21 protein-coding genes and 1 tRNA gene are annotated in these 17684 nt (G+C 64.5%); 18 read left to right on the forward strand and 4 right to left on the reverse strand.

From position 1 onward, the window contains the following. Positions 1 to 24: 24 nt before the first annotated feature. The 9 genes from thrS to G372_RS0113095 all read left to right on the forward strand — a co-directional run bounded on the left by thrS (position 25) and on the right by G372_RS0113095 (position 7453). Positions 25 to 1941: a threonine--tRNA ligase gene (thrS, locus tag G372_RS0113055; protein WP_019623471.1), complete on the forward strand. Its 1917-nt coding sequence runs from the start codon at positions 25 to 27 to the stop codon at positions 1939 to 1941. 44 nt (positions 1942 to 1985) lie between these two features. Then, on the forward strand, positions 1986 to 2480 hold the full coding sequence (gene infC / locus G372_RS0113060) for a translation initiation factor IF-3 (protein ID WP_425274060.1): 495 nt from the start codon (positions 1986 to 1988) through the stop codon (positions 2478 to 2480). Positions 2481 to 2582: 102 nt separating this feature from the next. Beyond that, positions 2583 to 2780 carry a 50S ribosomal protein L35 gene (gene rpmI / locus G372_RS0113065; protein WP_018864130.1) on the forward strand — a complete coding sequence of 66 codons (198 nt, stop codon included), beginning with the start codon at positions 2583 to 2585 and terminating at the stop codon, positions 2778 to 2780. A 20-nt stretch (positions 2781 to 2800) separates the two neighbouring features. Continuing rightward, positions 2801 to 3160 (forward strand): 50S ribosomal protein L20, encoded by a 360-nt coding sequence (gene rplT / locus G372_RS0113070; RefSeq protein WP_017925358.1) that lies wholly within the window; start codon positions 2801 to 2803, stop codon positions 3158 to 3160. Positions 3161 to 3301: 141 nt separating this feature from the next. Then, positions 3302 to 4330 carry a phenylalanine--tRNA ligase subunit alpha gene (pheS, locus tag G372_RS0113075; protein ID WP_026278983.1) on the forward strand — a complete coding sequence of 343 codons (1029 nt, stop codon included), beginning with the start codon at positions 3302 to 3304 and terminating at the stop codon, positions 4328 to 4330. Further along, positions 4330 to 6690 carry a phenylalanine--tRNA ligase subunit beta gene (pheT, locus tag G372_RS0113080; RefSeq protein ID WP_019623470.1) on the forward strand — a complete coding sequence of 787 codons (2361 nt, stop codon included), beginning with the start codon at positions 4330 to 4332 and terminating at the stop codon, positions 6688 to 6690. The genes pheS and pheT overlap by 1 nt, the downstream gene beginning before the upstream one ends. A 4-nt stretch (positions 6691 to 6694) precedes the next feature. Continuing rightward, complete coding sequence (locus G372_RS0113085) at positions 6695 to 6994, forward strand: integration host factor subunit alpha (protein ID WP_018139153.1); 300 nt, start codon at positions 6695 to 6697, stop codon at positions 6992 to 6994. Beyond that, positions 6978 to 7334, forward strand: a complete 357-nt coding sequence (locus G372_RS0113090; RefSeq protein ID WP_018864127.1) for a MerR family transcriptional regulator — start codon at positions 6978 to 6980, stop codon at positions 7332 to 7334. Before G372_RS0113085 ends, G372_RS0113090 begins: the two co-directional genes overlap by 17 nt. A gap of 42 nt (positions 7335 to 7376) precedes the next feature. Then, positions 7377 to 7453: transfer RNA gene (locus G372_RS0113095), tRNA-Pro, on the forward strand. Between the two features lie 94 nt (positions 7454 to 7547). Here the strand turns inward: G372_RS0113095 and G372_RS0113100 are convergent. The 4 genes from G372_RS0113100 to flgA form a co-directional block, all read right to left on the reverse strand. Further along, entirely contained in the window at positions 7548 to 8264 is a 717-nt protein-coding gene (locus G372_RS0113100; protein WP_019623469.1) for a flagellar brake protein, read from the reverse strand. Positions 8265 to 8382: 118 nt separating this feature from the next. Then, positions 8383 to 8868, reverse strand: a complete 486-nt coding sequence (locus tag G372_RS0113105) for a flagella synthesis protein FlgN (protein WP_018864125.1) — start codon at positions 8866 to 8868, stop codon at positions 8383 to 8385. A 13-nt stretch (positions 8869 to 8881) separates the two neighbouring features. Beyond that, entirely contained in the window at positions 8882 to 9196 is a 315-nt protein-coding gene (gene flgM / locus G372_RS0113110) for a flagellar biosynthesis anti-sigma factor FlgM (protein WP_018864124.1), read from the reverse strand. 135 nt (positions 9197 to 9331) lie between these two features. Then, positions 9332 to 10066, reverse strand: coding sequence for a flagellar basal body P-ring formation chaperone FlgA (gene flgA / locus G372_RS0113115; RefSeq protein WP_026340306.1), 735 nt, complete (start codon positions 10064 to 10066; stop codon positions 9332 to 9334). 243 nt (positions 10067 to 10309) lie between these two features. On the opposite strand from flgA, the gene G372_RS0113120 reads away from it, so the two are divergent. From G372_RS0113120 to flgH, 9 genes are all read left to right on the forward strand, one after another. Next, on the forward strand, positions 10310 to 11239 hold the full coding sequence (locus G372_RS0113120) for a chemotaxis protein (protein ID WP_019623467.1): 930 nt from the start codon (positions 10310 to 10312) through the stop codon (positions 11237 to 11239). A 271-nt stretch (positions 11240 to 11510) separates the two neighbouring features. Then, positions 11511 to 12326, forward strand: a complete 816-nt coding sequence (locus tag G372_RS0113125) for a CheR family methyltransferase (protein WP_018864121.1) — start codon at positions 11511 to 11513, stop codon at positions 12324 to 12326. A gap of 169 nt (positions 12327 to 12495) precedes the next feature. Beyond that, positions 12496 to 12906 carry a flagellar basal body rod protein FlgB gene (flgB, locus tag G372_RS0113130; protein WP_038070408.1) on the forward strand — a complete coding sequence of 137 codons (411 nt, stop codon included), beginning with the start codon at positions 12496 to 12498 and terminating at the stop codon, positions 12904 to 12906. A gap of 36 nt (positions 12907 to 12942) precedes the next feature. After that, positions 12943 to 13362, forward strand: a complete 420-nt coding sequence (gene flgC, locus G372_RS0113135) for a flagellar basal body rod protein FlgC (RefSeq protein ID WP_018864119.1) — start codon at positions 12943 to 12945, stop codon at positions 13360 to 13362. Between the two features lie 14 nt (positions 13363 to 13376). Further along, positions 13377 to 14048 (forward strand): flagellar hook assembly protein FlgD, encoded by a 672-nt coding sequence (locus tag G372_RS0113140; protein WP_019623466.1) that lies wholly within the window; start codon positions 13377 to 13379, stop codon positions 14046 to 14048. 25 nt (positions 14049 to 14073) lie between these two features. Beyond that, entirely contained in the window at positions 14074 to 15321 is a 1248-nt protein-coding gene (gene flgE / locus G372_RS0113145; protein WP_019623465.1) for a flagellar hook protein FlgE, read from the forward strand. Positions 15322 to 15350: 29 nt separating this feature from the next. After that, positions 15351 to 16091, forward strand: coding sequence for a flagellar basal-body rod protein FlgF (gene flgF / locus G372_RS0113150; protein WP_019623464.1), 741 nt, complete (start codon positions 15351 to 15353; stop codon positions 16089 to 16091). 35 nt (positions 16092 to 16126) lie between these two features. Continuing rightward, positions 16127 to 16915, forward strand: coding sequence for a flagellar basal-body rod protein FlgG (gene flgG / locus G372_RS0113155; protein ID WP_018864115.1), 789 nt, complete (start codon positions 16127 to 16129; stop codon positions 16913 to 16915). 4 nt (positions 16916 to 16919) lie between these two features. After that, the gene (flgH, locus tag G372_RS0113160; protein WP_019623463.1) at positions 16920 to 17618 is read left to right on the forward strand and encodes a flagellar basal body L-ring protein FlgH; all 699 of its coding nucleotides are present in this window, start codon (positions 16920 to 16922) and stop codon (positions 17616 to 17618) included. Positions 17619 to 17684 lie beyond the last annotated feature (66 nt).

Below are 17684 nucleotides of genomic sequence, written 5' to 3' on the forward strand. Positions count from 1 at the left end.
ATGGGTCGGCGAAGGAGCCTCGCAATGCCCGCAGTAACCCTCCCCGACGGCAGCCGCCGCGAGTTTGATCACCCGGTCACCGTGCTGGATGTCGCCAAGGACATTGGTCCAGGCCTCGCCAAGGCGACCCTGGCCGGCAAGGTGAATGGCCAGCTGGTGGATGCCCGCCACGAGATCGACGACGACGCCGAACTCGCGATCGTGACCGACCGCGACCCGGAGGGGGTGGAGATCATCCGGCATTCGACCGCGCACCTGATGGCGCAGGCGGTCAAGCAGCTCTTTCCCGACGCGCAGGTCACCATCGGCCCGACCATCGAGAACGGCTTCTACTACGACTTTGCCTATGACCGCGGCTTCACGCCGGAGGATCTGGAGAAGATCGAGAAGCGCATGAAGGAGCTGGCCAAGCAGGACCTGCCGGTGGAGCGCTCGCTGATGGACCGCGACGAGGCGGTGAAGTACTTCCGCGACATGGGCGAGGCGTACAAGGCCGAGATCATCGCGTCCATCCCCCAGGGCGAGAACATCTCGCTGTACAAGCAGGGCGACTTCGTCGATCTCTGCCGCGGCCCGCATATCCCGTCCACCGGCAAGCTGAAGGCCTTCAAGCTGACCAAGGTGGCCGGTGCCTACTGGCGTGGCGATTCCGACAACGAGATGCTGCAGCGCATCTATGGCACCGCCTGGCCGAACAAGGACCAGCTGAAGGAATACCTGGAACGCCTGAAGGAGGCCGAGCGCCGCGACCACCGCAAGATCGGCCAGGAGCTGGACCTGTTCTCGATCCAGGACGAGGCCGGTGGCGGCCTGGTGTTCTGGCACCCGAAGGGCGCGCGCATCCGCCGCGAGATCGAAAAGTACTGGTACGACATGCACGAGAAGGCGGGTTACGACTTCGTCGTGTCGCCGCACATCGCGAACCTGGAGCTGTGGAAGACCTCCGGCCACGCGGACTTCTACGCCGAGTCCATGTACGAGCCGATGGAGGACGAGCACCAGGCCTTCCAGCTCAAGCCGATGAACTGCCCGTTCCACGTGCTGATGTACAAGGACCGGCTGCATTCCTACCGCGATCTGCCGCTGCGCTGGGCGGAGATGGGCACGGTGTACCGTCGCGAGATGTCCGGCGCGCTGCACGGGCTGATGCGTGTGCGCGGCTTTACCCAGGACGACGCCCACATCTTCTGCCGCGAGGACCAGATCGAGGCCGAGGTGATGGCGGTCATCGACCTGACGCTCGAGGTGCTGCAGACCTTCGGGTTCGAGAAGTTCGACGTGAACCTCTCGACCAAGCCCGAGGACGCGGTCGGTTCCGATGCGATCTGGGAGCACGCGACCGCCTCGCTGCGCTCGGCGATCGAGAAGAAGGGGCTGGAGTATTCGGTGGACGAGGGCGGCGGCGCCTTCTACGGGCCGAAGATCGACATCAAAATCCACGACGCGATCGGCCGCGAATGGCAGTGCTCCACGGTGCAGCTGGACTTCAATCTGCCCGAGCGCTTCGACATGGAATACGTGGCCGAGGACAACGAACGCCGGCGCCCGATCATGATCCACCGCGCGCTGCTCGGCTCGGTGGAGCGCTTCTTCGGCGTGCTGATCGAGCACTACGCCGGGCACTTCCCGACCTGGCTGGCCCCCGTGCAGGCCGAGGTGCTGACCATCACCGAGCGTCAGGATGCCTACGCCGAAGAGGTGACCAAAGCGCTGCGCGACAAGGGTTTCCGCGTCGAGGCGGACTTGAGAAACGAGAAGATCGGCTTTAAGATTCGCGAGCACACGCTCAAGCGCGTGCCGTACCTGCTGGTGCTGGGCGACCGCGAGATGGAAAACGGCCAGGTCGCGGTCCGTACGCGCAGCGGCGAAGACCTCGGCTCGATGAGCCTGGAGGATTTCGCCACGCGGCTTCGGGAAGAAGTCGCGAACCGGCAACACTGACTTGAATTGGAGAAAAGGCTATTAGCGCAGCCAAGACCGTCCGCCTGAACGATCAGATCAACGTACCCAAGATTCGGTTGATCGACGCCGAAGGCGAGAACCGGGGCATTTTCGGAACCCCCGAGGCCCTGGAACTGGCCCAGGAATCCGGACTCGATCTGGTCGAAATCTCGCCGAATGCCGATCCGCCTGTGTGCCGGATCATGGACTACGGCAAGTTCAAGTTCGAGCAGGCAAAGAAGGCGCAGGAAGCCAAGAAGAAGCAGAAGCAGATCCAGATCAAGGAAGTGAAGTTTCGTCCGGGTACGGACGAGGGCGACTACAACGTCAAGCTTCGCAACCTGCGCCGCTTCATCGAGGCCGGCGACAAGGGCAAGGTCACGATCCGCTTCCGCGGGCGCGAGATGCGCCACCAGGAGCTGGGCGGCGAACTGCTCGACAAGATTGAGCAGGACATGTCCGATATCGCGGTCGTCGAGCAGCGACCGAAGATGGAAGGACGCCAGATGATCATGGTGCTGACCGGCAAGAAGAAGTAGGCCGGTCAGACAACAAGGGCGGTCGGGTCTCCGCATACCCGTATCGCCTTTTCACAAACGGCCGGCCCGAATCGGGTACGGCCCAAAATGCCGGAGAACGTAATGCCGAAGATCAAGACCAATCGGGGTGCGGCCAAGCGCTTCACCCGTACCGGGTCCGGGAAGTACAAGCGGTTCCAGTCGCACCGCAGCCACATCCTGACCAAGAAATCCACCAAGCGTAAGCGTCAACTGCGCAGTCCGGCCATGGTGCACGAGGCGGATGTCGCCGCCGTGCGCAAAATGCTGCCGTACCGTTGATCTGACCGAGGAAGAAAGACATGCCACGAGTCAAGCGCGGTGTAACCGCTCACGCCCGTCACAAGAAGGTCCTCAAACAGGCCAAGGGCTACTATGGCGCCCGGAAGAACGTCTTCCGCGTTGCGAATCAGGCCGTCATCAAGGCCGGCCAGTATGCCTACCGTGACCGTCGCCAGAAGAAGCGCCAGTTCCGGTCGCTGTGGATCGTCCGTATCAATGCGGCGGCCCGTCAGTTCGATCTCTCCTACAGCCGCCTGATGGCGGGTCTGAAGAAGGCCGAGATCGAGATCGACCGCAAGAGCCTGGCCGATCTGGCCGTGCACGACCTGACCGCCTTCGGCAAGATCGCGGAAAAGGCCAAGGCCGCACTGCCGGCCTGACGAGGTCCTGCAGGATTACCCGCCGGGCGCTGCCTGGCGGGTCCCGGAAAGGGGAGGGTCGACGCCCTCCCTTTTTTGTTTCGGGGACAGGGAACACCGGGACGGCGGGCAACCGTCGCCCATCACTTTCGGGGAATGCACGTGGAGCAACTGCAACAGCTCGTCGCCGAGGCCCGCGACCGCATTGAGGCGGCCACTGACCTGAAGGCGCTGGATGATGTCCGGGTGCAGTACCTGGGCAAGAAAGGCTCGATTACCGCCCAGCTGAAGGAGCTTGGCAAGCTGCCGGCGGACGAACGCCCGGCCGCCGGCCAGAAGGTCAACGAGGCCAAGACCGAGGTCGCCGGCCTGATCGAGGCCCGCAAGCAGGCCCTGGCCGACAGCGCCCTAGCCGAGCAACTGGCCAGCGAGCAGGTGGACGTGACCCTGCCGGGCCGTCGTCTGCCGGAGGGTTCGCTGCACCCGATTACCCATACGCTGGAGCGCATCGAGGCGTTCTTCGCCGGGCTGGGATTCCGCGTGGCCGAGGGTCCCGAAGTCGAGGACGACTTCCACAACTTCGAGGCCCTGAACATCCCCGAGCATCACCCGGCGCGGGCGATGCACGACACGTTCTACTTCGACGCCCACCGCGTCCTGCGCACCCATACCTCGCCAGTGCAGATCCGCACCATGGAACAGCAGAAGCCGCCGCTGCGCGTGATCGCGCCGGGGCGGGTCTACCGCTGCGACTCGGATCTGACGCACAGCCCGATGTTTCACCAGGTGGAGGGGCTTTGTGTGGACGAGGACATCACCTTCGCGGACCTGCGCGGTGTCTTGAGCGCGTTTCTGCAGAGCTTCTTCGACCGCGACGACCTGGCCACGCGCTTTCGTCCGTCGTACTTCCCGTTTACCGAGCCCTCGGCCGAGGTCGATATCCAGTGCGTGCACTGCGGCGGTGACGGCTGCCGGGTGTGCAGTCATACCGGCTGGCTGGAGGTGATGGGCTGCGGCATGGTGCACCCGAACGTGCTGGGCCATGTGGGCATCGACCCGGAGCAGTACACCGGCTTTGCCTTCGGCCTCGGGGTCGAGCGCATGGCGATGCTGCGCCACGGCGTGAATGACCTGCGCCTGTTCTTCGACAACGACATCCGATTCATTCGCCAATTCGGACGGACCGGCTAATGCGCATCAGTATTCAGTGGCTGCGGGACTGGCTGCAGATCGACGAGACCCCCGAGGAGCTGGGCCATCGCCTGACCATGGCGGGGCTGGAGCTGGACGCGATCGAGGCGGCGGCACCCGCGTTCAGTGGCGTACGCGTGGGCCGGGTGGCGAAGGTGGAGCCGCATCCGGATGCCGATCGTCTGCGCGTCTGCCAGGTGGAGGTGGGCGAGGCCGAACCGCGGACCATCGTCTGCGGCGCGCCCAATGTGCACGAGGGCATGGTGGCGCCGGTCGCGGTGGTCGGCGCGGTGCTGCCCGACAACTTCAGGATCAAGAAGTCGAAGCTGCGCGGTGTCGCCTCCGCGGGCATGCTGTGCTCGGCGCGCGAACTGGGGCTTGCGGAGGATGCCGAGGGCCTGCTCGCACTCCCCGCGGATCTCGAGATCGGCGCGGATCTGCGCACGGCGCTGGGCCTGGATGATTACATCCTGGAAGTCGATCTCACGCCGAACCGGGCCGACTGTCTCGGGATGCGGGGGATTGCCCGCGAATGCTCGGCGCTGCTGGACCGGCCGTTGAACGAGAACGTGGCCGAGCAGACCGGGGCGGAGCTCGACGCAGGCATGGCGATACGGGTCGAAGACGCCGAGGCCTGCCCGCTGTACGCGGCGCGCGTGCTGGACGGACTGGATGCGCGTGCGCCCACGCCGCTGTGGATGACCGAACGCCTGCGACGGGCAGGCGTGCGCCCGCTCAGCGCGATCGTGGACGTCACCAACTATGTGATGCTCGAACTCGGGCAGCCCCTGCATGCGTTCGACGCAGGCCGTCTGGGCGACACCATCGAGGTGCGCTGGGCGCGATCCGGCGAGTCGCTGACCCTGTTGGGCGGGGACCAGACCGTCGAACTGGGCGAGCAGGACCTGGTGATTGCCTCGGCGACCGCTCCGGTGGCGCTGGCCGGGATCATGGGCGGCGCCGACAGCGCCGTGGACGATGACACGACGCGGGTGGTTCTCGAGTGCGCCCACTTTGCCCCGCTGGCACTGGCCGGACGGGCGCGGGCCCATGGCCTGCATACCGATGCCTCGCATCGCTTTGAACGTGGCGTGGATCCGACCCTGGTCGAGCAGGCCATGGAGCGCGCCACGCGTCTGCTGCTGGAGATCTGTGGCGGACAGTGCGGGCCGGTGGAGCGTGCCGGCGAGTTGCCGTCCTCTCATTTCGAACAGCCGATCCGGCTGCGTCGGCCGCGTATCGAGCGGCTGCTCGGTGTGACGTTCGAGGATGAAGAGGTCGAGCGTATCCTGGCCGCGCTGGCTTGCCAGGTCGAGTCCACAGACGATGGCTGGCAGGTCCGGGCCCCCCGCGCGCGCTTCGATTTGGAGCGCGAGGAGGATCTGATCGAGGAACTGGCCCGGGTGCATGGCTACGACCGTCTGCCGCAGCGCCTGCCGTCCCCGGTGGCGCCGGCCGAGCGCCCATCGGCCCTGCGCGGGCTGCGCGACCAGTTGGCACAACAGGGCTTTCACGAGGTCATCAGCTTCAGCTTTATTGGTGCCGAGGCGTCGCGGGCCTTCTATCCCACGGTGGAGCCGCTGGGGCTGGCCAACCCGATCTCCAGTGATCTGGCGGTGATGCGCCCCGGCCTGTGGCCCGGCCTGGTTGCCACCGCGGCCTATAACCAGGCGCGCCAGCAGCCGGACCTGCGCCTGTTCGAGCATGGGCTGCGTTTTGTTCCGGATGCCTCTGGTCTGCGCCAGGAGCCGCGCCTCGCGGGCCTGCTGGGTGGTCGGGCGCAGCCGGAGCACTGGGAGGCCCCGTCGCGCCGGGTCGATTTCTTCGATGCCAAGGGGGTGGTCGAGGCGCTCTGTGCCTCCGTGGATGCACCGCTGGGCTTTCGTGCCCAGAAGCATGCGGCGCTCCACGACGGGCAGTCCGCCCGGATTCTGAAGGGTGATCGCCCGATCGGCTGGGTCGGGCGTCTGCACCCGGCCCTGTGCAAGCAGTTCGATGTGGAGCCGGTATATCTGTTCGATCTCGATGCCCGGGCGATCCTGCGCGCACCGGTTGCGCAGTTCGCGCCGTTGTCACCGTATCCCTCGATCCGTCGGGATCTGGCCCTTGTGGTAAAGGAGACCGTTCCGGCCGGCGATGTGCTGAGTGCTATCGAGGAACTGGAGCTGGATCTGGTGCAGGATGTCCGAATGTTCGATGTCTACCGAGGCAAGGGGTTGAATCCGGACGAGAAGAGCCTCGCTTTGGGCTTGATTTTGCGGGCTTTTGATCGCACCCTAGGCGAACAGGACGTGGCAAGCGTCACCGACAAGGTCGTCGAGCATCTCCACGCTCGCTTCCAGGCAACCCTGAGGCAGTGATTCCATGGCAGCAGTGACGAAGGCGGATCTCGCCGCCACGCTGAACGAAGAACTGGGTCTCAACAAGCGTGAGGCCAAGGAATTCGTCGAGATGTTCTTCGAGGAGATGCGCCAGTCGCTGGAAGAAGGCGAGGGTGTGAAGCTCTCGGGCTTCGGCAACTTCATCCTCCGCGACAAGAACCAGCGCCCCGGTCGCAATCCGAAGACCGGCGAGGAGATCCCGGTCTCCGCGCGCCGCGTGGTCACCTTCCGCCCGGGCCAGAAGCTGCGCGAGAGGGTCGAAAGCTATGCTGGAAGCGAGTAACCACCAGGAACTGCCCGCGATCCCGGGCAAACGCTACTTCACCATTGGCGAGGTGGCCGAGCTATGTCAGGTGAAGCCCCACGTGCTGCGCTACTGGGAACAGGAATTCCCGATGCTCGAGCCGGTCAAGCGGCGGGGCAATCGGCGCTACTACCAGCGCCAGGACGTGATCCTCATTCGCCAGATTCGGGCCCTGCTGTACGAAGAGGGCTATACGATCAATGGTGCACGACAGAAGCTCTCGGGCGACGAGGCGAAGGGCGATCACCAGCAGGCGCGCCAGATCATCCAGGATACGATCTCGGAACTGGAATCGGTTCTGCGCGTGCTACGGGCCTGATGCCTTTCGTGGGCGCGGGGAATCGGATATGATTCGCGGCTTCGGGGCGTAGCGCAGTCTGGTAGCGCATCTGCATGGGGTGCAGAGGGTCGCAGGTTCAAATCCTGCCGTCCCGACCAAATTCAAGCACTTGAAGGTTGTTCTTCAGGTAAATAAAAAGGCCGCATCGAGCGGCCTTTTTTGTGTCCGGGCTGAGATGGAGGGGCCGGGCTGTTACTCCATCGACCGTCGTCGCGCCTCGCGCTGGTAGTGGAGCAGGGCAATGTTGAGCTGCCGTTCCAGCCACTGGTTCATCCCGGTGATCTGAAAGCCTGCATACACATGCCCGTCGCGCGGGCTGCGGCGGCGGTTCGCCAGGCGCAGGTCGCCGCCGAGGCGCTCCCCTACATCCGGCAGCAGCAGGTTCTCGAAGCGCATCGGGGTCCCGATCTCGAGGGCCTCAACCCACTCCTGTGGGACCTCCACGCACATGCCCTCGGCCGAGAGGTCGGCGAGATCGCCGATACCGGGCTCTTCCCATTCGCCGTACTGCAATTCCACGTGCGGGCGCTGACTAATCGGGATATGTACGCGAAAGGTCTCGCGTCGCTGGAGATATTGCAGGGTCTCGGGGTAGGGGCAGACGTAGAGCACCCCGGCGTCCTCGCGCTCGGTGCGCGAGACGACGGTGGAAAAGCGCACGGCGACCCCGCGCAGGCTGGCGAAGACCCGCATCCGGGTGCCCATCTCGACGTGGCGATTGGCCTCAACGGGCGTGAGTTCGTCGAGGAAGAGTTCGCGGCCCTCGGAATCAAGCCGGATCAGGGCGGAGTTGTACAGCGGGCCGTCGTCGTCGAGACGGACGTTGACGAGGGTGAGTTTGTGGTCCAGGTCTTTGAGGATGCCGGCAATCCGTTCCGGCCGGTCGACAGTGTAGTCGGTCTCGTCCATGCGTGGCGTTGTGGTCGTTATTGGGCCAAGCCGCACGGTACTGCCCGGCTGTCCGGAATGCCAGCCCCGCGTTTGCGCGGGAGAGGAGTGAAAGGGGCGCGCGGAGGATGCGCGCGGGTCATGCGCGGGTGATGCGCCGGCCAGTGCGACTGCCGGACTGGGTGCGGCCGTAGGGGTCATAGGTGGGGGCCGGTCCGGGTTCCTCGCCGCGCAGGATCTGAATGGACATCTCCACGCGCCGCCGGTCGCGATCGATGAGTCGGGCGTTGCCCTGGTTGAGGGTATTGCAGCGCTCCACCGAACGGCGCAGCGCCTGCCAGTGGTCCTCCAGCTCGGCGCCGCTCTCGAGCCGGCTGAACAGCCGCGCGAGTCCCTCGGGCGTGTAGGTTTCACCGGCGGCCTCGATGGTTTCGCGCTGTCGCCGGCTCTCGGTCTCCAGCTCCTGCAGGAGCGTCTGCTTCTGGGCCACGACCTCGCGCAGGGTCTCGGGGGCGCGCGATTCCACGGCGCGGGTCTCCTGCAGCAGGATGTCCTCCATCTGATGGCTCAGTCGGATCGAGGCCTCCAGCGAGCGGAGAAAGGCGTGGCGCTGTTCGGGCGACATTGTCGGGTCTCGATTAGCGCAACAGGCTTTCCAGCTCGATCATGCGATCGGCCAGCTGTTCGTTGTCCACCGGGTACTCGCCGTTGGAGATGGCTTCGCGCAACTCGGCGACCCGCGCCTCGTCGAACGGGGCGTTGCTGGCGGCCCCGGAGGCGGCGTTCATCGCCTGCGCCGCACCGGTCAGGGTGACGGAGTCGTCCTGGCGGATCGGCGCCGAGGAGTTGCCCTGGGCGCCTGCGTCGGGCCGGGAGGTCTCGTCTCGGCCCTTTACGCTCGAGGTGTTGCCGTCCGGGCGCAGGCCGGGGTTGTTCGGGCCTTTGATATCCATGGTTCGGTTTCCTGTTTTTGCAATTCTACTGCAGAGGTTTACGGCAGCACCGGCTGAAACTGTAGCCCCTTGAGGTATGAATTTTCGAATCGCTTCACAGTTCGTGGCGGCGATCCATGGCGATGTTCCGCCATTCTACAGGGCCACGCGGACATGTCCGGACTCCAGGACCTCTCCTTCCACGATGCGCCCCGACGAGCTGTTCTTCACGCGGATGCGGTCGCCGAGGACGCCATTCTCCAGCGCCTCGCCCTGCATGCGGATCGCCACCGAACCGTTCTCGGCCAGTATGGTGACGCGCTGGCCGCGGCTGACCACCTCGCGCTGGGTCACGTGTTGCTGGCCGAGGATCTGTCCCGGGCGGATGTTGCGTCGGGTCTGAAGCCCCACCAGTTCGCCTTTGTCCTCGAAATAGCTGCCGGCGTGCCGCGAGGTCTGTATGCGCTTGGTGCGCAGGTCGCCCGGCAGGATCGTGTGCTGGCGTCGCAGGTTGCGGTTCGCGACCAGGACTTCGGCATAGCGCTCGACGGTAACCGGCACATAGATCGACCAGCTCACGGGTGCTTCGCACTGCACCTGGACCGCTGTATTGCCGTCGCGCCGTCCGCCGGGCGGGAACTGCGTCTCCAGGGCCTTGCTGCAGCGCGCGAGACGCAGGCGATTGTCCAGACGACCGATCTGGACCTCCACCGCTTCGTCCCCCGGTGTGATGTCGAGCTCGTGATGGATGAAACGTTCGGCCGCCAGACGGATGTTCTCCACCGCCTCGATCTCGGCCTGAGCGGGGATGGATCCCAGGGCCAGAAAGATCCCTGCCGCGGCCGCGAGCCACCGGGAGCGAACAACGGGTTGGAGTAAAGGCTCATTCATGGTCTGCGTGCGCGCCGGCTCGTCGATAATCGAGAGGTTTTCGGGCAGACGCAAGCAGAAAACATGCCAGACCGTTAGTGTTGCATCCTCAAGAGTGGCGGGGCGTGGCCGTTACCGGGTCAATAACGCATGCAATCGGCATACAGCGGCGGTTTGTAGCATGACAGCGCCGGTCCTGGGGGTGCACACTGGGTCCGGCGGGTCGAGGTGGCGAGTCGCCGGGCGAAGGGGGAGTGCAGGGCAATGAGTCAATTCATTGACGATGTGAATCAACGGACCCAGCTGGTGGGGCAGAACCGTATGGAGCTGCTCCTGTTCCATCTGGGGAGCTCGCAGACCTTCGGGATCAACGTGTTCAAGGTGCGCGAGGTCATCCCTTCACCACCGCTGCGGCAGATTCCCGGTTCACTGAGCGTCGTGCGGGGTGTGGCCACCCTGCGAGGCGGGACGGTCCCCATCATTGACCTTGCACGCGCGATGGGGCTGCGCACGGCCGTGGGAGAGACGGAGGACCACAAGGTGGTGGTGACCGAATTCAACCGGTCGGTGCAGGGCTTCTGGGTCTCGGCCGTCGACCGGATCGTCAACGTCAACTGGGAAGACGTAAAGTCGCCACCACGGGGGACCGGGCGCGAGTCCTTCCTGGTCGCCGTGACCGAGATCGACGACAAGCTGGTCGAGATCATCGATGTCGAACGGGTGCTGTCGATCGTCAATCCGTTGCCCATTAACGTGTCCGACGCGGTGCGCGCGGAGGCCGACGAAGAGCGCGAGCGGATCGGGAAGCGCAAGATCGTGATCGTCGATGACTCGCTGGTCGCCCGCAAGCAGATCGAGGGTGCCATCAAGGGTCTTGGCTGGGAATACCTGGTCTTCAAGGATGGTCGCGAGGCACTGGACTATCTTGAAGAGCAGGCCGAGGCCGGCAATGTGGGCGATGTGGTGGAGATGGTCATCTCGGACATCGAGATGCCGCGGATGGATGGCTATACCCTGACGGCCCGGATTCGGACGAACGACCGGCTGAAGGACCTGAGGGTGTTGCTCCACTCCTCTCTGAGCGGGGAGTTCAATACCGATATGGTCAAGCGGGCAGGGGCGGATGCGTTCCTGTCCAAGTTCAATCCCGATGAGCTGGCCGAAGCCGTGCTTGAGCAGACCCGCAAGGATTGAAACCGGTGTCCCCGCGGCCTGTGTCAATCGGCAGATTCGAGCGTTGTGGCATGGGGGCGGAAGGGGATTGCCGGCCGTGTGAGCGCCAGCGGCCATCGCGCGCCGCCTCCATTACCTGGTGTGATGCTGTCAGCGGGCGCGCGGTTGCACGTATACTGCACCCGTCCAGCAGGGGGCGGTCGTGCCCCGGTTGGATTCTTGGGCCCCGCTGTCAAGGATTCGTCATCAACGTGCCTGTTCGTCCGTATCTCCGAGCTTCAGGGATGACTTCGTGATCGATTCGCGCGACTACGAGGAGTTCTCGCGTTTCCTCTCCGAGTGCTGTGGCTTGGTGCTGGGCGACAGCCGTCAGTATCTCGTGTCGAGCCGTCTTTCGCGGCTGCTGGACGAGTTCGGCTACAAGAGCGTCCCGGAGCTCCTGCACGCGATGCGCCAGGCCCCAAACCCGCGCCTGCGCACGCGGGTGATCGACGCGATGACGACGAACGAAACCTCCTGGTTCCGCGATGGTTTCCCGTTCGAGATCCTGCGTCATGTGCTGCTCCCGGAGCGCGCGGAGAAGGGCGCGGGGATCAAGGTCTGGTCGGCCGGCTGCTCCAGCGGGCAGGAGGCCTACAGCATCTCCATGGTGGTGTCCGAGTGGGAAGAGTCGAGGCCCAGGCGGGTGGTGCCGGTGTCGATCGTGGGTACGGACCTGTCGGAGAAGATCCTGGACGATGCCCGGCGCGCGGTCTACGACGGGCTGAGCATCGTGCGCGGCCTGAGCGAAGCGCGCCGCGCCCGCTTTTTCGAGACCGTGGCCGATGGGCACCGCGTACGCCCGGAGATCCAGCGCCGCTGCCGCTTCCAGAAGCTCAACCTGATCGACAGCTATGCGGCCCTGGGCAAGTTCGACATCGTGTTCTGCCGCAACGTGTTGATCTACTTCTCCGCCGAGACCAAGCGCCAGGTTCTTGACGGAATCGCCCGCCAGATGAATCCCGGTGGCTATCTGTTTCTTGGCGCTTCCGAGACCGCGGGCCCCTACACCCAGGCCTTCGAAACGGTGCGCACCGAGTACGGCTCGGTCCTTCGCCTGAAGGGCTGACGCGCCTTTGGCGCTGCGCCACCCGGTCGTCCCCCACGACCGCGGCACCCCTCTCCAGACATCCATCAGCCCATAGTGGCACACCAATTGCTTCGTCCCTGTCGTACGGGGCGAAGCGGTTTCGTCCCGAGGAACCTGAAGTGCGCCACAGGCGGACGGGGTACGACGGATGAGTCTTTCTCTCGACAAGGCGATGGGCATCCTGCCGGAGGCGGTGAACGTCCGTGCGAAGCGGATGGAGCTGCTGGCCTCGAATATCGCGAATTCCGATACGCCGAACTACAAGGCGCGCGATATCGACTTTCGCTCGGTGCTGCAGGCGGCTGCCGGCGAGGGCGGCAACATGCCGATGGCGAGCACGCATCAGGGCCATATCGGCTCCGGCGGTGCGGGTAGTGCCAACGGATCGATGGAGACGCTTTATCGCGTGCCGTCGCAGCCGTCGCTGGATGGCAACACCGTGGACCCGCAACTCGAGCGCGCGGCCTTTGCCGAAAACTCCCTGCAGTACCAGAGCAGCCTCGAGTTCCTGAACCGCCGGGTTTCCGGCATCCGTGATGCCCTGCGGGGCGAGCGCTAGTAGGGCCGTCGTTGATGGCTACGGGAGAGTGATGTCGTGAGTGATCTGTTCAAGCTGTTCAACACCTCGGCCTCGGCGCTGAGCGCGCAGTCGGTGCGACTGAACACCGTCGCGTCGAATCTCGCCAATGCCAATACCGTGGCGAGCAGCCCCGACGAGGCCTACCGGTCGAAGCAGGTGCTGTTCCAGACGGTGATGAATCAGGCCGACCCGAATGGTGCCTCCAACGGCGTGCGGGTGGCGGGCATTGACGAATCGCAGGCGCCGCCGCAGCCGCACTACGAACCGAACCACCCGCAGGCCAACGAAGACGGCTACATCTTCCGGCCCGCGATCAGCGTGGTCGAGGAGATGGCCAACATGATGTCGGCCTCGCGCAACTATGAAGCGAACGTCGAGGTAATGGAGACCTCGCGCCAGCTGCTGCAGCGCACGCTGCAGATCGGCCAGGGCTAAAGCGGAGTTCGTACATGACACAGATCTCACCCGACATGCTGGATCGCCTGGGCCTGTCTCGTCCTCAGAAGGACGAAGGTCCCGCGGATCGCCTGGGGCAGTCCGACTTCCTCAAGCTGATGACGACCCAGCTGCAGAACCAGGATCCGTTCGAACCGATGGAGAACGGCGAATTCATCGGCCAGATGGCGCAGTTCTCGACGGTGACCGGGATCGAGGAGCTGTCCAAGTCGTTCGAGCAACTGGCGCAGTCCATGGGGCAGAGCCAGACCCTGCAGGCGGCCTCCCTGGTCGGGAAGGACGTACTGGTGCCGACGGACTTCAGTGAACTTGGAGCGGATGGAGCGGTGCGCGGTGCGGTGGATCTGGAGCAGTCGACCGGGCAGTTGCAGGTCGAGGTGTACAGCCCGACGGGTGAGCGCATCCGCAGCATGAACCTGGGTTCGGCCAGCGAGGGGCTGCAGGAATTCACCTGGGACGGACTGCGCGACGACGGCACGCCCGCGGCCCCGGGTGTGTATGAATTTCGGGCGTCGGCCCAGAGCGGTTCCGGCAATGAAGCAGTGGATGTGTTCCTCGACGCCCGCGTCGAGAGCGTTTCGGTAGGTGACGATTCCAGCCTGGGTCTGATGGTCCGTGGCCTGGGCGAGATCAATTTCTCGGATGTCCGGCGCATCAGCAGCTGACGGACTCTAACGGAGGTAGAGCAATATGCCCTTCAATATCGGATTGAGCGGACTGAACTCGGCACAGGCCGACCTGCAGACCACCGGCAACAACGTCTCGAATGCCGGCACCACGGGCTTCAAGCGCTCGCGCGCGGAGTTTGGTGACGTCTTTGCACAGAGCTTTGGTGGCGTCAGTCAGACCGCGACCGGTGGCGGCTCGCGGCTGCTGGATGTATCCCAGCAGTTCTCGCAGGGGCGCATGGAGTTCACCGAGAACGGCCTGGATCTCGCGATTGATGGCGAGGGGTTCTTCATGGTCAGCGACGAGGGCGGCAATTACTACACCCGTGCTGGTGAGTTCCAGGTCGACCGTGATGGCTATCTGGTGAACAACCAGGGACAGAGGCTGCAAGGGTTTGAGCCTGACGATCCGGGGAGTACCGATACCGGATTCAATACGGGCGCATCGGATGACTTGCGGCTGCAAACAGGAGCCTCTACGCCCCAGGCCACCAGTGAAATCGAGGCCTTGGTCAACCTGCAGTCCGACGCACCTGTTCTCGATCCGGATGATTTCGATTTCGAGGAGCCGGAATCCTACAACTTCTCCACCTCGTTGACGGTATACGACTCGCTTGGTACGGCCCGAGATGCGCAGATTTATTTTCAGAAAACGGGGTCCCAAGAGTGGAATGCACACGCCCGTATTTCGAATGGGACTGACGATGACGGAAACCCCCAGTTTCTCGATAGTGACCCGATACCGCTTGAGTTTAATGGTAGCGGGCAGTTGACGAGTGATCCGGAAGAACCTTTCACATTCACCGGTTTGTTCAATGATGCAGATCCGTTGGAAATCAACTTTGATTTTGCCGGCACGACGCAGTACGGCGGTGATTTTGCCGTTAATGATCTGGGTCAGAATGGCTTTGCCTCCGGCCGCCTGACGGGTGTGGATATCGACTCCAGTGGGGTGGTGTTCGCGCGTTTCACCAACGGCCAGTCCTCTGTGCTGGGGCAGGTCGCGATGGCCAATTTCCGCAATCCCCAGGGGCTCGAGCAGCTGGGCAACAACCTCTGGGCGGAGACGTTTGCTGCCGGTGATCGGACGTTGGATGCGCCCGGCAGCGGCAACCTGGGCGAGATCCAGGCCGGTGCCCTGGAGGCCTCGAACGTCGATATCGCCCAGGAGCTGGTGAACCTGATCACCGCTCAGCGCAACTTCCAGGCGAACGCGCAGACGATCTCCACGGCCGATCAGGTCACCCAGACCATCATCAACATCCGTTAGGTCAGGGACAGGGACACGAGGGCACAGGCATGGATCGATTCCTCTACATCGCGATGTCCGGCGCCAAGGAGACCATGCACGCGCAGGCGGTCAACAACCATAACCTGGCGAATGCCAATACCGACGGCTTTCGCCAGGCGCTGGCCAACGCGAACACCGTCCCCGTGCGGGGTCCGGTATTCGACTCGCGCGACTATGCACAGCTCGGCACCGACGGCACGGACTTCTCCAAGGGACAGATGCAGAGCACCGGGCGCGAACTGGATATCGCGATCGAGGACGAGGGCTTCATCGCCGTGCAGGGACCGGACGGCGAGGAAGGTTACACCCGCGCGGGCTCCCTGCATGTGGATGCCTTTGGCCTGTTGCGCACGGCGCAGGGGCATCAGGTCTTGGGCGATGGCGGCCCGATCGCGATCCCGCCGGCGGAGAAGATCGAGATCGGCACGGACGGCACGATCAGCGTGCGTCCGCAGGGCGTGGGTCCGGAGGCCCTGGCCGCGATCGAACGCATCCGCCTGGTGAATCCGGACGTGAACGAGCTGGAGCGCGGCGATGACGGCCTGTTCCGCATGGCCGATGGCGGCGAGGCGCCAGTGGATGCCGAGGTACGGGTGGTCTCGGGCATGCTCGAAGGCAGCAACGTGAACACGGTCGAGGCGCTGACGCGGATGATCGAGCTGTCCCGCCACTTCGAGATGCAGGTAAAGATGATGGACAGCGCCAACACGCTGGAACAAAGCAGCAACCGGCTGCTGGGCCTCGGCTGACGCGGCCCCCATTGCAGGACTGACAGGAGAACACCATGAACCAGGCACTGTGGATTGCCAAGACCGGCCTCGACGCGCAGCACACGCGCATGTCGACGGTCTCGAACAACCTGGCCAACGTGAACACCACCGGCTTCAAGAAGGACCGCGCGGTGTTCGAGGACCTGATCTACCAGACCGTGCGCCAGCCGGGCGCGCAGGCCACCCAGGATCAGCAACTGCCTTCGGGTCTGCAGGTCGGTACCGGCGTGCGCGCCGTGTCCACCGAGAAGATGTTCACCCAGGGCAACCTGCAGCAGACCGACAACTCGCTGGATGTCGCGATCGAGGGACGGGGCTTCTTCCAGGTCATGATGCCCAACGGCGATATCGGCTACACGCGTGACGGGAGCTTCCAGTTGAATGCCGATGGCGAGGTGGTGATGTCCAACGGCTATCCGCTGCAGCCCGGCCTGTTCGTGCCGGAAGATACCCAGTCGCTGGCGATCGGCAAGGACGGGACCGTGACCGCGCAGATCCCGGGGCAGGCCGAACCGGTGGAGCTGGGGAACATCCAGCTGGCGGACTTTGTGAACCCGGCGGGACTGCAGGCGATCGGAGAGAACCTGTTCCAGGAGACCGCGGCCTCCGGTGTCGCCCAGCAGGCCCAGCCCGGTCTGAACGGCACCGGCACCCTGGTGCAAGGCTCGCTGGAGACCTCGAACGTGAATATCGCCGAGGAGCTGGTGAACATGATCGAGACCCAGCGCGCCTACGAGGTCAACTCCAAGGCGATCTCCGCGGCCGACCAGTCGCTGCAGTTCATCAACCAGACGATCGGGTAGCGCGATGAACCGCCTTGAGACCCTGATGCGACCGATCCTGGGCCTGGCGGCCGTGGCGGTGCTGTCCGCCTGCGCCGCCACCCAGCCGACCATGCCCGGCGACAACCCGGACTACAACCCCGTGATGCCCCCGCAGCCGGTGCCGCAGGCCCAGAACAATGGCGGCATCTACCAGGTCGCGCATCAGCAGGGCCTGTTCGAGGACTACAAGGCACGTCAGGTGGGCGACATCCTGACCGTGATCCTGGCCGAGAGCACCCAGGCCCAGAAATCCGCCTCCACCTCCACGCAGAAGGACTCCAACCTGGACCTCGGCAACCTGCAGGCCTTTGGTGGCGAGGCGACCCACCGAGGCCGCCCGCTGTTCGGGGCCAGCAATACCAGCACCCGTGACTTTGACGGCTCCGGCGATTCCTCGCAGAGCAATCAGCTCGATGGCGAGATCACCGTGACCGTGGCCGAGGTGCTGCCGAACGGCAATCTCGTGGTACAGGGCGAGAAGTGGCTGGGCATCAACCAGGGCGAGGAGTACGTGCGCTTTCGCGGCATCGTGCGCCCGGTGGACGTGACGACCAACAACACCGTCCTTTCGACGCAGGTGGCCAATGCACGGGTCTACTACGGCGGCACGGGGGTACTGGCCGACAGCAATACGCCCGGGTGGATCACCCGCTTCTTCAATAGCCCCTGGTGGCCGTTCTGAGCGGGAGAGCAGACATGCAAGGAACAGGGTACAAGTCGGACCGGCGCAGCATGCGCCGCGTCGCAG

The sequence above is a fragment of the Thioalkalivibrio thiocyanoxidans ARh2 genome (assembly GCF_000385215.1).
Classification (GTDB): domain Bacteria; phylum Pseudomonadota; class Gammaproteobacteria; order Ectothiorhodospirales; family Ectothiorhodospiraceae; genus Thioalkalivibrio; species Thioalkalivibrio thiocyanoxidans.